General features: G+C 39.2%; 15 protein-coding genes. 8 read left to right on the top strand and 7 right to left on the bottom strand.

Annotation, left to right across the window (positions count from 1 at the left end):
• The first annotated feature begins 260 nt into the window (after positions 1-260).
• Genes sapA through sapF form a run of 5 tightly spaced genes read left to right on the top strand, consistent with a single transcriptional unit; the run spans position 261 to position 5,584 of the window.
• Complete coding sequence (gene sapA, locus P3L37_RS10970) at positions 261-1,946, top strand: ABC transporter substrate-binding protein SapA (RefSeq protein WP_042851809.1); 1,686 nt, start codon at positions 261-263, stop codon at positions 1,944-1,946.
• Positions 1,943-2,908: a putrescine export ABC transporter permease SapB gene (gene sapB, locus P3L37_RS10975; protein ID WP_004910469.1), complete on the top strand. Its 966-nt coding sequence runs from the start codon at positions 1,943-1,945 to the stop codon at positions 2,906-2,908. Before sapA ends, sapB begins: the two co-directional genes overlap by 4 nt.
• A complete protein-coding gene (sapC, locus tag P3L37_RS10980) occupies positions 2,895-3,785 on the top strand; it encodes a putrescine export ABC transporter permease SapC (RefSeq protein WP_004910466.1) in 891 nt (296 codons plus the stop codon). Before sapB ends, sapC begins: the two co-directional genes overlap by 14 nt.
• Positions 3,785-4,780 (top strand): putrescine export ABC transporter ATP-binding protein SapD, encoded by a 996-nt coding sequence (gene sapD / locus P3L37_RS10985; protein ID WP_004910464.1) that lies wholly within the window; start codon positions 3,785-3,787, stop codon positions 4,778-4,780. Before sapC ends, sapD begins: the two co-directional genes overlap by 1 nt.
• Complete coding sequence (sapF, locus tag P3L37_RS10990) at positions 4,781-5,584, top strand: putrescine export ABC transporter ATP-binding protein SapF (RefSeq protein ID WP_004910462.1); 804 nt, start codon at positions 4,781-4,783, stop codon at positions 5,582-5,584.
• A gap of 58 nt (positions 5,585-5,642) precedes the next feature.
• On the opposite strand, the gene P3L37_RS10995 is transcribed toward sapF, so the two are convergent.
• Positions 5,643-6,509 carry a DUF817 domain-containing protein gene (locus P3L37_RS10995; protein WP_042851575.1) on the bottom strand — a complete coding sequence of 289 codons (867 nt, stop codon included), beginning with the start codon at positions 6,507-6,509 and terminating at the stop codon, positions 5,643-5,645.
• Positions 6,510-6,815: 306 nt separating this feature from the next.
• Between P3L37_RS10995 and gstA the strand changes: the two genes are divergently transcribed.
• Positions 6,816-7,421 (top strand): glutathione transferase GstA, encoded by a 606-nt coding sequence (gene gstA, locus P3L37_RS11000; RefSeq protein WP_004910457.1) that lies wholly within the window; start codon positions 6,816-6,818, stop codon positions 7,419-7,421.
• Between the two features lie 54 nt (positions 7,422-7,475).
• On the opposite strand, the gene pdxY is transcribed toward gstA, so the two are convergent.
• The 4 genes from pdxY to anmK all read right to left on the bottom strand — a co-directional run bounded on the left by pdxY (position 7,476) and on the right by anmK (position 11,804).
• Positions 7,476-8,339 (bottom strand): pyridoxal kinase PdxY, encoded by an 864-nt coding sequence (pdxY, locus tag P3L37_RS11005; protein WP_004910455.1) that lies wholly within the window; start codon positions 8,337-8,339, stop codon positions 7,476-7,478.
• A gap of 233 nt (positions 8,340-8,572) precedes the next feature.
• Positions 8,573-9,847 (bottom strand): tyrosine--tRNA ligase, encoded by a 1,275-nt coding sequence (tyrS, locus tag P3L37_RS11010; RefSeq protein ID WP_109911271.1) that lies wholly within the window; start codon positions 9,845-9,847, stop codon positions 8,573-8,575.
• 161 nt (positions 9,848-10,008) lie between these two features.
• Complete coding sequence (gene pdxH / locus P3L37_RS11015) at positions 10,009-10,662, bottom strand: pyridoxamine 5'-phosphate oxidase (protein WP_004910451.1); 654 nt, start codon at positions 10,660-10,662, stop codon at positions 10,009-10,011.
• 20 nt (positions 10,663-10,682) lie between these two features.
• Entirely contained in the window at positions 10,683-11,804 is a 1,122-nt protein-coding gene (anmK, locus tag P3L37_RS11020; RefSeq protein WP_109911270.1) for an anhydro-N-acetylmuramic acid kinase, read from the bottom strand.
• Between the two features lie 533 nt (positions 11,805-12,337).
• Between anmK and P3L37_RS11025 the strand changes: the two genes are divergently transcribed.
• Complete coding sequence (locus P3L37_RS11025; protein ID WP_004910448.1) at positions 12,338-12,805, top strand: glycine zipper 2TM domain-containing protein; 468 nt, start codon at positions 12,338-12,340, stop codon at positions 12,803-12,805.
• Between the two features lie 447 nt (positions 12,806-13,252).
• Here the strand turns inward: P3L37_RS11025 and slyA are convergent, their stop codons facing one another.
• Entirely contained in the window at positions 13,253-13,687 is a 435-nt protein-coding gene (gene slyA / locus P3L37_RS11030) for a transcriptional regulator SlyA (RefSeq protein WP_109911336.1), read from the bottom strand.
• Between the two features lie 535 nt (positions 13,688-14,222).
• Entirely contained in the window at positions 14,223-14,462 is a 240-nt protein-coding gene (locus P3L37_RS11035) for a DUF1289 domain-containing protein (protein WP_004910445.1), read from the bottom strand.
• 166 nt (positions 14,463-14,628) lie between these two features.
• Here P3L37_RS11035 and gloA point away from each other — a divergent pair, with 166 nt between their 5' ends.
• Positions 14,629-15,036, top strand: a complete 408-nt coding sequence (gene gloA, locus P3L37_RS11040) for a lactoylglutathione lyase (protein WP_004910442.1) — start codon at positions 14,629-14,631, stop codon at positions 15,034-15,036.
• Positions 15,037-15,160: the final 124 nt, after the last annotated feature.

Raw genomic sequence — 15,160 nt, forward strand, 5'->3', positions numbered from 1 at the left:
TGCCTTGTCTACATAAGCACTTGGCTTAAGTGACAAAACGAATGATAATCGTTATCAGTGTCATTTGTAAAGCTTTTTAATGAGATATTTTCTCATTAAGACATACTTCAATGATTAATTTAATAATTTAAGTTAAGCATTATATTAATAACTTCCTTTTTAGCTTAATTTTCATGCTTTTTTGGGCTAAATTTTGCTTATACCCTGTCCCCCCATTTTTAGGCTACAATAGGTCAATTCTAGTTAACGATGTCAGTGGTATGCGCCTATTAACTCTTTGGTTTTTATTTCTCATTTCTGTGTCTGCACAAGCGCTTAATAACCAAGAGCGCTTTACCGATATTGTGGCTAACGAGGTTCCTGCAGATATACGCCAAAAAGGTTTTATTTACTGTGTAAATGGGATCGTAACGACATTTAATCCACAACTAGTCAGTAGCGGGTTAATTGTCGACCCTCTCGGTGCTCAAATTTATGATCGCCTATTAGATGTTGATCCATTTACCTATCGTTTGGTTCCAGAACTGGCTGCTAGCTGGGAAGTTCTCGATAACGGCGCAACCTACCGCTTATACCTGCGTAAAGATGTAAAGTTTCAAAACACAGCTTGGTATACACCAACGCGCAATATGAATGCTGATGATGTCGTGTTTAGCTTTTCTCGCATGTTTGAGGTAAACCATCCTTATCATTATATCAATGGGGGACGTTACCCTTATTTCGATAGTTTACAATTTGCCAATAGTGTCCAAAGTATACGTAAAATTAATAACCATACGGTGGAGTTCCGCTTAAATTCACCTGATGCGTCTTTTTTATGGCACCTAGCAACACACTATGCTCCTGTCCTTTCATCCGAGTACGCTGATTACCTTTCAAGTATCAATCGCCAAGAGCTAATTGATTGGCGACCTGTGGGTACGGGGCCATTTCATTTAGATGACTACCAAGCCGGGCAATTCGTTAGACTTCTCAGAAATGACAATTACTGGAAGGGTTTACCGCGTATGGAAGAAGTAGTTGTTGATATGGGGGCGGGAGGAACTGGTCGCATTTCGAAATTACTCACCGGCGAATGTGATGTTTTAGCCTACCCTGCAGCAAGCCAATTAAAAGTATTACGAGATGACCCACGTTTGCGGATTTCTATGCGTTCTGGGATGAATATTGCCTATCTCGCATTTAATACCAGTAAACCACCATTAGATAAACTAAAAGTACGTCAAGCAATTGCTTATGCAATTAATAATGAACGTCTAATGCAATCAATTTATTACGGTACAGCAGAAACAGCTGCATCTATTTTACCTAGAGCCTCATGGGCTTATGATAATCAAGCAAAGATCACTGACTATAACCCCGAACGTTCCAAAAAAATGCTCAAAGAGATGGGGTTAGAAAATCTAAAACTGGATTTATGGGTGCCGATCGCTTCGCAATCATATAACCCTAGCCCACTAAAAATGGCTGAGCTTATCCAAGCAGACTTGGCACAGGTTGGTATTGTTATGAATATCCGTTCTGTTGAAGGCCGCTTCCAAGAAAACCAATTAATGGATAGAACCCATGATATGACATTAGCAGGTTGGACAACTGACAGTAATGACCCTGACAGTTTTTTCCGCCCGCTACTAAGCTGTGCGGCGATTGGTTCCCAAACCAATTTAAGCCATTGGTGTAACCCCGCTTTTGATGAAATCTTACATAAGGCACTATTGACACAGCAATTAGCCGCACGTATAGATTATTACCATCAGGCACAGCAAATTTTAGGGGAAGATTTACCTGTCTTACCCCTTGCCTACTCTTTACGTTTACAGGCCTATCGCTATGATATAAAAGGGCTAATGATCAGTGCGTTTGGTAATACCTCATTTGCCGGTGTGTATCGGGAAATGGAACAGGCTGAAAAAGTTTCTCCGAAAAAACAGAGGCAGCAACCATGATAATTTATTCACTGCGTCGTTTTTTGCTTTTATTAGTCACGGTATTCTTTCTATCACTAGTCAGCTTTAGCTTAAGCTATTTTACGCCTAATGCACCACTGAGTGGCGCATCACTTATCGATGCCTATATTTTTTATTTTGAAGGCTTACTTCATTTTGATTTTGGCGTTTCAAGTATTAACGGGGAACCCATCACCGAACAATTAAAAGACACATTCCCTGCCACCATGGAGTTATGCATTTTAGCGTTTATTTTTGCTTTAACGACAGGTATTCCACTTGGGATTATCGCTGCTTTTTGGCGTAATAAACCAGCGGATATTGCTATCAGTGTTTTTGCTTTATTAGGATTTTCTGTCCCTGTATTTGTACTCGCACTCGTTTTAACCCTCTTTTTCTCATTACATTTAGGGTGGCTACCTGTATCGGGTCGAATTGACCTATTATACAATTTAAAAACAGTAACTGGCTTTGCCTTGGTAGATGCATGGCTTTCGGATTCACCCTATCGTAAAGATATGATCATCAATGTACTTGAACACATGGTGTTACCGGTTCTGACTTTGGCACTCGCACCAACAACCGAGGTTATTCGGTTGGTACGTAATAGCACCGAAGAAGTCGCCAGTGAAAATTATATCAAAGCAGCCGCTATTCGAGGGTTGTCACGAATTAAAATCATCCGCCGCCATATTTTTCATAATGCTATCCCCCCCATTATTCCTAAGCTTGGGCTACAGTTTTCTACTATGCTGACACTGACCATGGTAACTGAACTCGTTTTTAACTGGCCAGGGCTTGGCCGTTGGTTAGTTACTGCTATCCGCCAAGAAGATTACTCCGCAATATCCGCTGGCGTGATGCTAATTGGCGCACTAGTGATTACTGTAAATGTGTTGTCTGATATTTTAGGCGCCATGATGGACCCATTAAAACATAAGGATTGGTATGTCCTCAGATAATTTTTATCGTGAACAAAAAATGCCATCCCCAACACGAGTGGTATGGAATATCTTCTCATCAGATGTGGTTTCTATGGTGGGATTTTTTGGTGTGTTAGTTTTATTAATTTTATGCTTTGTTGGCTCTTATCTAGCACCTTATGCACTAGACCAACAATTTTTAGGTTACCAATTAACACCACCGTCTTGGTCACATTATGGTGATGTTGCCTTCTTCTTTGGGACTGACGACCTTGGCCGCGATATTCTGAGTCGGCTATTAATTGGCACTAAATCAACGTTTGGTGCAGCTATTTTAGTCACACTGATTGCAACACTAATTGGATTAGTTCTCGGCTGCCTAGCGGGAATGACTCGCGGGTTAAAATCTGCAGTTTTTAACCATATACTCGATACCTTGCTATCAATTCCATCCTTATTACTCGCTATTATTGTTGTCGCTTTTATGGGAGCTAGTTTAGAAAATGCGATGCTCGCTATTTGCCTTGCATTAATTCCGCGAATGGTAAGAACCATCTATGTTGCTGTACATGATGAGTTAGATAAAGAATACATCGTTGCCGCACGCCTAGATGGCGCTTCAAACATTTTTATTTTATGGTATACCGTACTGCCAAACATTACTCCTATTCTCGTCACTGAACTAACTCGGGCACTTTCAATTGCCATTTTAGATATTGCCGCTTTAGGTTTTCTTGATTTAGGTGCACAACTTCCATCTTCTGAATGGGGTGCCATGCTAGGAGATACTTTAGAGCTTATCTACGTTGCTCCCTGGACGGTTATCTTACCCGGTGTTGCTATCATGATAAGCGTGCTTTTTGTTAACCTTTTAGGTGATGGGCTACACCGTGCCATCAATGCGGGAGTTGAATAATGCCACTACTAGACATCCGCAATTTAACTATCGAATTTATGACTGCCAATGGCCCAGTCAAAGCTGTTGATCGCGTATCAATGACATTATCTGAAGGGGAAATTCGAGGTTTAGTCGGCGAATCAGGTTCCGGTAAAAGCCTTATTGCAAAAGCTATCTGTGGCGTAACGAAAGACAACATTCGTGTGAAAGCCGACCGTTTTCGCTTTCAAGACATTGACTTACTAAAACTCAGCCCACGTAAACGTCGTAAGTTAATTGGTCATAATATCTCCATGATATTTCAAGAACCACAATCTTGTCTCGATCCAGCCGCTGATATAGGCAAACAGCTTATCCAATCGATTCCTGGATGGACATATAAAGGCCGCTGGTGGCAACGTTTTAATTGGCGTAAACGCCGTGCAATAGAACTGTTACACCGTGTGGGGATAAAAGATCATAAAGATATCATGCGCAGTTACCCTTATGAACTCACCGATGGTGAATGTCAAAAAGTCATGATAGCGATTGCGATAGCTAACCAACCACGGTTATTAATCGCCGACGAACCCACCAATGCGATGGAGTCTACCACTCAAGCACAAATTTTCCGTTTACTGGATAAATTAAACCAAAACAATAATATGGGAATTTTGCTCATTAGCCATGATATGGAAATGATGTCAAAACTTGTTGACCGCATCAACGTACTCTATTGTGGGCAAACGGTTGAGAGCGCAACACCAGAAGATATCCTACAGCGACCACGCCACCCTTATACCCAAGCGTTAATCCGTTCAATCCCAGATTTTGAAAGCCCTCTTCCCCATAAAGGGCGGTTAAATACGTTACCCGGTGCAATTCCTTCTCTTGAACATTTGCCGATTGGTTGCCGTCTTGGCCCCCGTTGCCCTTATGCACAACGTACTTGCATCAATGCACCTCAACTGCGCAATATTAAAGGCCACCTCGTTGCTTGCCATTATCCGCTAAACACCGAGGAACAATCTTAAATGGAAACCTTACTTGAAGTCCGTAATCTCACCAAAACTTTCCGTTTTCGTGAGGGCCTATTTCATCGGCACGAATTGCAAGCTGTTAAGCCTGTTAGCTTTAACTTACAGGCAGGCCAAACATTAGCCATTATTGGTGCCAATGGCTCAGGAAAATCAACTCTTGCGCGAATGTTATCCGGCGTTGTAGAACCCACCAGCGGCGATATTTTTATACACGGACAACCACTTAATTTTGGTGATTATAGCTACCGTTGCCAGCGTATTCGTATGATTTTTCAAGATCCAAGTACGTCCCTAAATCCAAGGCAGCGTATTGGTCAAACGCTTGAACTCCCTTTAAAATTAAACACTGACTTAACTGGCATAGAACGTGAAAGGCGCATTATTCAAACGCTTCGCCAAGTCGGGTTACTTGCTGACCACGCTGAATATTACCCACATATGTTAGCATCGGGGCAAAAACAACGTATTGCACTGGCAAGAGCGCTTATTCTACAACCCGAAATTATCATTGCTGATGAAGCACTAGCTTCGTTAGACATGTCCATGCGGTCACAGATCATCAACTTAATGTTAGATTTGCAAGCAAAACAAGATATTGCATTTATCTATGTTACCCAGCACTTAGGGATGATGAAACACGTCAGCGATAAAATGCTTGTGATGGATAAAGGTGAAGTTGTCGAACGTGGTAATACAGCAGAAGTTTTAGCCGCCCCTCTTCATGACGTTACCCGACGACTAATTGAAAGCCACTTTGGTGAGCCTCTGTCAATAGATGCCTGGCGACAAGACTTATAATGGCTTTTCCATTGTCTGTGATGAATTTTACTCACAGACAATGAACTAAACTCGTTATTTAGCGTGATATCGTGACATTAGCCTTAATATGTTTAAGGTGAACGACTATCGTAAATGTGACAATCACCAATAGTGACCATGCTCCCCATTTGCCTGCATGTACCATTGACCAAGCTCCAATCTGGTTTGGATATTGCCAAACACCAAAAAATGTCCCAAAATTCTCAGCCAACCAAATAAAAAAGCCAATTAGCATAAATGCGAGCAATAATGGCATTTTTCGTTCTTTATCTAGCGGAGTATAAAAAACCACACTACGGGCATACAACCCCATAATAAATGCAGCTAAATACCAGCGATAATCATCAATATAATGATGGCTAAAAAAATTAATATAAATAGCTAATGCAACTAATGTTGCCATCCAATAGGGTGGATAGTGTTCAATTCTTACTTTAAAAAATCGCCAAGATTGAATGATATAGCTCCCTACAGCGGCATACATAAAGCCAGTAAATAAAGGAACTCCCCAAAGCTTAGTGTAAGCTTCATCTGGATATTGCCATGATCCAATCGTTGCTGACGTTTTAAACAACTCCATCATAAAACCAACTAAATGGAAAACACAAATAGCCTTTAACTCATCCCAGGTTTCCAGTTTTGACCACACTAACAAGGCTTGAAAGGCAACTGCAAAAATCAATAACAAGTCATAGCGAGGGATGCCAATTAGCCCTTTAGCTGGTACCAAAAATAGCGCCAGAAAGAAAAAACCAGCGAATAAACAAGAACGAGCATTAATTAAACCGAAAAACCAAAACTCTAATAGAAAACGTTTAATGCCATGGCTATTATTCGGTTGATGTGCCATTAAAATTTGGTCTAATTTCCCTAACACATTCAATTTTTGACACAAACTGGTCATTTATTTACTCACCTAATTTTTTATTATTTTGTATGTTTTTTTTCATAAGACAAGGCGAGGAGTTTAACAAAATAGTTATCCCCTACATAAGGTAACTATCTTAGATTTATGCATTTTTATTTTTTATAGTTTTAAGCGCTGGGTTTACACTACCTATTAATATTAACGATACTTTCCATCCGATTTTAGGTTTTATTTTTTAACTCGCACCTGATGGCAATTCGTTAACAAAAAGTAATGATATACTTAAATGATATGTGTTTATTTGCTATATGAATGCCAATCCAACAATTTAGGAGTTTTATGATGAAATTATATTACGCTCCCGGTGCTTGCTCACTTTCTCCCCACATCATTCTGCGTGAAACTGGTTTAGATTTCAGTATTGAGCGAGTGAATATAAAAGAAAAAAAGACTGAGAAAGGTGAAGACTTTTTAGCAATAAACCCAAAAGGACAGGTACCAACCTTAGTGCTAGATAATGGCGAACAACTCACTGAAGGTGCTGTTATTGTTCAATATATTGCGGATCAAAAACCGGATCGTAACCTGATCGCACTTCCAGGTTCGATGAAGCGTTATCACCAACTAGAAGCCTTGAATTTTATTTCAACAGAGCTACATAAAACGTTCTCACCTTTATTCACTCCAGGGACACCAGAAGAGTATAAAGATACTGTCCGTAAGGTATTGTTTAATAAGTTTGAGTATGTTGATAGCGTGCTCGCTAAACAAGCTTTCTTTGCTGGAGATACTTTTAGTGTCGCTGATGCCTATTTATTTACGGTTAGTAATTGGGCAAAACACGTTGGGCTTGATTTGACTAGCTTAAACCACCTGCAAGATTACAGTGCTAAAATAGCTAAACGCCCTAATGTTCAAGACGCATTAAAAGCGGAAGGCCTAATCTAATCTGTAAAATAGCGCTCTTTCAGTAGAGCGCTATCTTTGATAATACAAATCAATTTAATCTAATTGTGTTGCACAGAAATTATGTTTTGGGTTAACCATTTTGTCTTGAGCAGCAACGAGTTGTAATTCGTATTCTTCCATTTCTTTGGTTTTTATCATCACTTCATATACCGCAGCTGCGACGTGCTCTAATCCCTTATCTAAAGGCTCACCTTTCAATAAGTTAACCAACATTAAACCACTGGTCAAATCACCAACACCAACAGGTTGTTTTTCACCAAAATCAACTAATGGACGACTAACATGCCAGCTATGTTCCGCAGTAACCAAAATCATCTCAAAACGATCAGCACGATATCCCGCACGATTTAAATGCTTAACAAGCACTATTTTAGGGCCTTTGTGGCACAATTCACGGGCAGCTTGCGCGGCCTCGTCGACATTTTTAATGGTTCTACCCGTTAAGGTTTCTAGTTCTAGTAAATTTGGTGCGATGACATCACTAGCAGCCAGTGCGCGCTCACAAAGGAATTCAGCAACCCCAGGAGCAACAATACAACCCTTCTCAGGATGCCCCATGACTGGATCACAAAAATACAGGGCTTGGGGGTTTGCTGCTTTTACTCTTTGCACGATAGCAAGAATATCATTCCCTTGCTCTGCAGACCCAATATAGCCACTTAATACAGCATCACAAATTTCTAATTTATGGATTTTAGCTAAACCATCAACGATATCGGTTAAGTGCTGCGCTGGAAAGACACTTCCAGTCCATTGTGAGTACTGTGTATGATTCGAAAATTGTACGGTATTGAGTGGCCACACATCTACGCCCATTCGGCACATAGGAAATGCAGCAGCACTGTTTCCTGCATGGCCGAAAACAACATGGGATTGAATTGATAATACGCTTTTCATTGAGAACCCAAAAAATTGTTATGTCGAATGAAGAGAAATCAGTGATTACCCATTGCAAATATGAATACACTCCAAATAATCCAAGTCATATATAGGTGACATAAGAAAATAAGCCGAGGACATACATCAGTATGCAATTCAGAGAGCCTAGCGAAGTCAACACCAATACAGTTTGAATTATGACGAGTATAGCCCGGAAGATTCCGGGCTGATATTACAAAGGTTAGTCAGAGCTATTTCCAATTAATTAAACAGTCGTTTTTCTTACCGCGACGGATCAATGTATAACGCCCAAACAGGCGGTCTGCATCAGAGAAGACATACATTGGCTCAGTTTGTTTCTGGCCATTAATAGATACCGCGTTAGAACTAATTGCCGTTCTTGCTTGCCCACGAGAAGGCGTTAACTCTGAATCTACTAAAGCTTGCTGTAAATCAGCACCTGCTTCTAAGGTAATACAAGGAATACCATCTTGAGCTAATTGTTCAAAATCAGCTTCAGTTAAATCAGATACTGCACCAGAGAATAAGCTTTCAGTAATACGTTTTGCAGCAGCAAGCCCTTCTTCACCATGTACCAGTTTAGTGACTAATTCTGCCAATACATATTGAGCCCGAGGCGCTTTTCCGCTGTTTTTATCTTCTTCTTCCAGTGCATTAATTTCATCTATTTCCATAAATGTGAAGAATTTTAAGAAGCGATAAACATCGGCATCTGCAGTGTTGATCCAGAACTGGTAGAATTTATATTGACTAGTTTTCTTGGAGTCTAACCAAACTGCACCACCCTCAGTTTTACCGAATTTAGTACCGTCTGCTTTGGTAATCAAAGGTACCGTCATGCCAAATACTTGGTTTTGGTGTAGACGGCGAGTTAAATCGATACCAGAAGTGATGTTACCCCATTGGTCAGAACCACCAATTTGCAGTTCCACACCCATCTCTTTGTTCAAATTTGCAAAGTCATAACCTTGTAAAAGGTTATAAGCAAACTCAGTAAAAGAGATACCAACGTCATCACGATTTAAGCGTTGCTTAACAGACTCACGGTTAATCATTTGGTTAACAGAAAAGTGCTTACCAATATCACGCAAGAAAGTCAGTACATCCATTTTGCCAAACCAATCATAGTTGTTAGCAAGGCGTGCACTGTTATCACCGCAATCAAAACTTAGAAATGGTGAAACTTGGTTACGAATTTTCTCTACCCACTCTTGAACGGTTTCTGTGGTGTTTAATTTACGTTCAGTAGCTTTAAAGCTCGGATCTCCAATAAGGCCCGTTGCGCCACCGACCAACGCCACAGGCTTGTGCCCGGCTAGTTGGAATCGTTTTAAACACAGCAAAGGAACCAGATGTCCCAAATGCAAGCTATCAGCGGTAGGATCGAAGCCACAATAGAGAGAGATAGGGCCCTGCGCCAGTCTCTCTGCTAACGCATCCTCATCCGTTACCTGGGCAACGAGGCCCCGCTCTTGCAATTGTTTAATCAGGTTATTGCTAGACATCAATGACTCCATCAGTTGTATTTTGTCTATCTATATTGGTTTAAATGACCAGTAAGTTTGAGAGGTTTGTCAAAAACTCACCAGTGTAATTTGTCAGTTTTCTTAAATGAAGCTATAGCATAAAGCGCATATCAATTAAGTGCCAGCTAAAAAACATGATCCTAAGGGGCTAATCTGTCAATTTTCCAGCCACTCTCTTCTCGCTGGTATAAAAAACGGTCATGCAAACGGTGGGCACCACCTTGCCAAAATTCAACACTATCAAATACCACTCGATATCCCCCCCAAAAACTGGGTAGTGGGACGTCACCATTCTTAAACTTTTGTTTTAGCTCTAAGAATTTCCCTTCTAAAATACCACGCGCAGAAATTTTAGAAGATTGCGCTGATGCCCATGCTGCAATTTGGCTATCTTTTGGCCGACTATGAAAATATTTAATTACTTCAATAGGGTTTAAACGTTCGGCAACGCCTATGAAATTAACTTGGCGCTCTAATGGATACCATGGAAAATGCAGGCTAATTTTATTGTTTTTTTCTAAATGCTGCGCTTTTCGGCTACCTAAATTGGTATAAAATACAAGGCCTTTATCATCAAAATGTTTTAATAGTACGATACGCTGGTAGGGTTGCCCGGTTTCATCCACCGTAGCAACACACATGGCTGTTGGATCACTCAAACGAGCTTCACATGCCTGCTTCATCCATAGTTCGAAAAGGGTCAATGGGTTTGGTGTTAAATCATGGCGTCTTAACCCACCTTTTGTGTATTCTCGACGTACTGCTGCGAGATCAATCTCACCTAGTTCGTTCATTTTTGCATCCTTAACCACAATTATTTTTTATTGCTATTTTTAGGGTATATCGCCCCAAGCACAGTTTCTTGGCTTGCACCAGTTACAGAAGCCAAATTCCCTGAAAGCCCAGAAATGGTTCGAGCAGCTAACCATGCAAATGCCAAAGCTTCCATATCATCCCCACTCAGACCAAATTTATCACTTGGCGCCACTTCAATCCCAGGCAGTAAGGCTGCCATCCGCTGCATTAAAAAGATATTTTTTGCTCCGCCACCGCAGACTATCAAACGCTCACAACCGCCACATAGTAACACTTGCTCTGCAATAGAGGCTGCTGTCAATTCGCACAACGTTGCTTGCACATCATCGACTGAAATTGAAGGAAAATGAGCCAAATGCTGTTCTAACCATTGTGTGTTGAAATACTCTCGCCCCGTACTTTTCGGTGATGAACGCCTAAAGTATGGGTCACTTAGCATCGCTTTTAGTAATGCATGGTCAACTTGACCACGACTGGCCCATTCACCATCTTTATCGAATGCCTTTTGCTTAATACGCCAACTCCAGGTATCCATTAACATATTGCCAGGTCCAGTGTCATAGCCTTTGACATAAGCACCAGGTAACAAAGCTGTCACATTAGCTATTCCACCAATATTTAGTACAATTCGTTTTTCTGTAGAATGCCCTAAAACAGCTAAATGAAATGCAGGAACTAAAGGTGCCCCCTGCCCCCCATAAGCCATATCTCTTCGCCGGAAATCACCTACCGTTGTGATCCCCGTTAAAGCCGCAATACGGTTATTATCACCTAACTGCATAGTAAAAGGTTGCTCGCCATCAGGCTCATGCCAAACAGTTTGACCATGGCAACCAATGGCAATGATATCTTCGGATGTTAGCCCTGTTTGAGTAAGAAGCTGGTTTATTGCATCTGCATATAAAGAGCCTAGCTCTCTATCAATTTTACCAACCTCTGATAGCGTTGTTACTTGTCCTTGGCATATATCTAAAATTCTTTTTTTTAATCCAATAGGAAATGCAACACTCAAACTGGATTGCTCTGCGACAAATTTGTCACTAATTGCAGCAAGAACGACATCAACACCATCTAGGCTAGTTCCTGACATAACCCCTATGTAACGACCTGATTTCATCATTATTCTTGTTCCTTCAGAGTGCACATTAACTTTACAACGCTCGACTACAAAAGATTGTGCTTTGATGACAAATTTTGTCAACAATTCGATGCAATTTCTCGGCGCGCTTCGCAGGAATAATAAATAAATGCTTTAAAACTCAAAATTGCTAGACAACCCAAATAAAAAAGACGTTTTGTAATACCTGAAATTTTCATTTCCAATATAATGGTACATAATATATTTATCAGCTCGGCATTACGGTTCTGTACCTCAGCTAAAGTTTTAACACCTTATTTCTGTTTGGCAACGGGTGCGAAAAGATGCTCATAAGCTGACTACCCTATTGAATATTTAACAAAGAGTGCCTTATTGAATGAAATAATCGCGAATTTGAGATATTTTACCTAGTGTTTACACTTTATTTAAATCAATATCGGTAATCTAACCATCGCTTTTTAATACCATTATTTTGATACTTGTTGTGTTTATGGTGAAAACAAATATACGATGCTATGTTAGTGCCACAGACAGCAAATCTCATAGGAGTTCTTATGCTTAAGAAAGTTTTTGTAGGTGTTGTAGCAGTTGCAGCTTTATCAGGCTGTGTCAATACCAGTACGCTTTCTGGTGATACTATTTCAGCCAAGGATGCGAAACAGGTACAGACTGTGACTTATGGTACTGTTCTGAATGCTCGCCCTGTGACTATTCAAGCTGGTGAAGACGGCAACGTAATTGGCGCCATTGGTGGTGCAGTACTTGGTGGGTTATTAGGTAACACTATCGGTGGTGGGACAGGTAACACATTAGCAACTGCTGCGGGTGCTATCGCTGGTGGCTTAGCTGGCCAAGAAGCTCAAGGCGCATTAAATAGAAGCCAAGGTGTTCAATTAGAAATCCGCCTCGATAGCGGCAAAAACATTGTTGTAGTTCAAAAACAAGACCCAAACACCTTCCGTAATGGTCAACGCGTTATGATTGCGAATAGCGGAAATACCGTTACTGTATCTCCTCGATAATCTTACGGTTACTAAATTAGGTATGCTCACCGGCTATTGCCGGTGAGCATTTCTTATAAAAATATTGCTGAATAATATAATAACTTTATGTTTGATAATCATATTTTATATTTATCATGCATGGCTTTTAAGTAATGTAAATTCTTGTTTACACATAAATGCCTTGCTTTCAAACCAATAAACTTATTTTAGCCTATCCCCTCTAATCAATTGTTTGTTATTAATTAATACACACCAATGAATTAGCTAATAAAAAAAACAAAAGCAACGTCAAGACATACAATTTACAACTTTAATTATATTTCACAGCAATCATTCAACAAGAAAAATAACCGAGTGTGATTGCTCATCCTATTATTACCCTATAAAAATTGCATGATCCAATTATTTTTATTACCAATTTAATAATTAGCATATCATTTATTAGCTAGTCATATTATTTTCACATCAAGAATCATTTTGCAGTCTTAAAATATTCTTTTCAAGCTTCAGAAGTAATTGTGACAACTGATAAAGCTCATCTTGGCTAATGTTATTCAATATTTCTAGACGCGTATTATTTATGACTTGATCTACAGTTTTAATAAAAGGTTCAGATTCTTCAGTTAATTTTATTCTTTTAGCTCTCCTATCATTTGTGCAAGTATGCCTAGAAATAAGTTTTTTTTCCTCCAACTGATCTAGAGTTCTTACTAATGAAGGCTGTTCAATACCAATCGCTTTCGCTAACTGTATTTGTGATTGTTCAGGTGGTAGTTGACTTATATTATGTAATGTAACCCAATGTGTCTGTGTGAGTTTAAGAGGCTTCAAACGATAGTCGATTAATGCTCTCCACATGCGAACAACACGTGATAACTCTGTCCCAATTTGTGATTCCAATTTACCCTCCTTTATATAATTATAATGTCTAAAAAACATACCGTCTTCATATTATTTTTTGAATTATATATTAATTTCCTTTTATATTTACAACTTTTTATTTATACATTAGCTATTAAATACCTATTTCTAGTTATAATGACTGGTTTATTATGTGGTATAACTCCCATTAATACTTCGCAAACTCATCCATTATCTCAATCCAGGCTTAATAAGATAACCTATCAATTATCTTATTAATAAGAATAGCCGCACTCTCCTTTTTGATCTATCTATTTTACCTCTTATAGTAGTCATGAATAACAATAAAAAAAACAACGACAAATAAACCTTTAAAAAACAAATGAATATAGTTAATCTTAAAATCATGTTAATTACAGTCATTTTGATTTAACCTATACTAATTTTTAATAAATAAAATTTCATTGAAATATAAACCAAGAAATAAATAGCTTATCATTAATTCCAGTTGAATTAATTCACATTAGGAATAAAACATTTGTTTTATTCCTAATGAAATTTAAGAAGCTGGGGATTAAAAGAGTCGTTGTTGCTTATCGATGATTTTTTCTTGATCTGGTTTTTTATTTAATATTCTTAAATAGCGTTGGCGACATAAACGAAGTACATTTCGTTTTTCAGTATCCGAGAATTTTAGCCAATTAAAGCGTTCATCACGAGTGCGGTAACAACCTCGACAATAACCTTGCTCATTACTTTGACAAATACCACGGCAAGGGCTGGGGATCTCAAAAAATTCAAGTTGTTCGGCCATAAGTTTCCCCTTCAAAAGAAAAAATCACATTAAATCTGTGATATACTCCTAAAAATGAGTATTACCATTATTTGTTCAAAAAACAAACTGTAATCATTGTATTTATTAATTTAAGCACGTTATATTAATAGGTAAATCGATTCAGGCTGATTCTAAGAGGTTTAAAATGCGCTTACTCCATACTATGTTACGTGTTACTGATATGCAGCGTTCTATTGATTTTTACACAAAAGTGTTAGGCATGCGCTTATTAAGAACGAGTGAAAACACAGAGTATAAATACTCTCTCGCGTTTGTTGGTTACAGCGATGAAAGTGAAGGCGCCGTCATAGAGCTGACCTATAACTGGGGTGTTGACCAATACGATATGGGTAATGCATATGGTCATATCGCTCTAGGCGTCGATGATGTTGCAAAAACGTGCGATGATATCCGTAACGCAGGTGGAAACGTCACACGTGAAGCGGGCCCTGTTAAGGGCGGAACCACTGTGATTGCATTTGTGGAAGATCCTGATGGTTATAAAATTGAACTGATCGAAAATAAAAGCGCAAGTAAAGGCTTAGGCCATTAATTCGCGATATGATTTAGAAGTTTAGGTACCTAACTTAGCACCTAAACTTCTATCACCGTTTACCTGCAAATTTTTACTGGTTTTGGCATAATGTCATCCAACTAGAAAACTAAAATCGAAAGTC

Origin of the sequence: Providencia sp. PROV114 (assembly GCF_032704305.1) — a bacterium.
GTDB classification, from domain to species: domain Bacteria; phylum Pseudomonadota; class Gammaproteobacteria; order Enterobacterales; family Enterobacteriaceae; genus Providencia; species Providencia rettgeri.

Bases quoted from the DNA above. Each gene is read 5' to 3' on its own strand.
- sapA (WP_042851809.1), top strand. From the start codon at position 261: ATGCGCCTATTAACTCTTTGGTTTTTATTTCTCATTTCTGTGTCTGCA.
- sapB (WP_004910469.1), top strand. From the start codon at position 1,943: ATGATAATTTATTCACTGCGTCGTTTTTTGCTTTTATTAGTCACGGTA.
- sapC (WP_004910466.1), top strand. From the start codon at position 2,895: ATGTCCTCAGATAATTTTTATCGTGAACAAAAAATGCCATCCCCAACA.
- sapD (WP_004910464.1), top strand. From the start codon at position 3,785: ATGCCACTACTAGACATCCGCAATTTAACTATCGAATTTATGACTGCC.
- sapF (WP_004910462.1), top strand. From the start codon at position 4,781: ATGGAAACCTTACTTGAAGTCCGTAATCTCACCAAAACTTTCCGTTTT.
- P3L37_RS10995 (WP_042851575.1), bottom strand. From the start codon at position 6,509: ATGACCAGTTTGTGTCAAAAATTGAATGTGTTAGGGAAATTAGACCAA.
- gstA (WP_004910457.1), top strand. From the start codon at position 6,816: ATGAAATTATATTACGCTCCCGGTGCTTGCTCACTTTCTCCCCACATC.
- pdxY (WP_004910455.1), bottom strand. From the start codon at position 8,339: ATGAAAAGCGTATTATCAATTCAATCCCATGTTGTTTTCGGCCATGCA.
- tyrS (WP_109911271.1), bottom strand. From the start codon at position 9,847: ATGTCTAGCAATAACCTGATTAAACAATTGCAAGAGCGGGGCCTCGTT.
- pdxH (WP_004910451.1), bottom strand. From the start codon at position 10,662: ATGAACGAACTAGGTGAGATTGATCTCGCAGCAGTACGTCGAGAATAC.
- anmK (WP_109911270.1), bottom strand. From the start codon at position 11,804: ATGATGAAATCAGGTCGTTACATAGGGGTTATGTCAGGAACTAGCCTA.
- P3L37_RS11025 (WP_004910448.1), top strand. From the start codon at position 12,338: ATGCTTAAGAAAGTTTTTGTAGGTGTTGTAGCAGTTGCAGCTTTATCA.
- P3L37_RS11035 (WP_004910445.1), bottom strand. From the start codon at position 14,462: ATGGCCGAACAACTTGAATTTTTTGAGATCCCCAGCCCTTGCCGTGGT.
- gloA (WP_004910442.1), top strand. From the start codon at position 14,629: ATGCGCTTACTCCATACTATGTTACGTGTTACTGATATGCAGCGTTCT.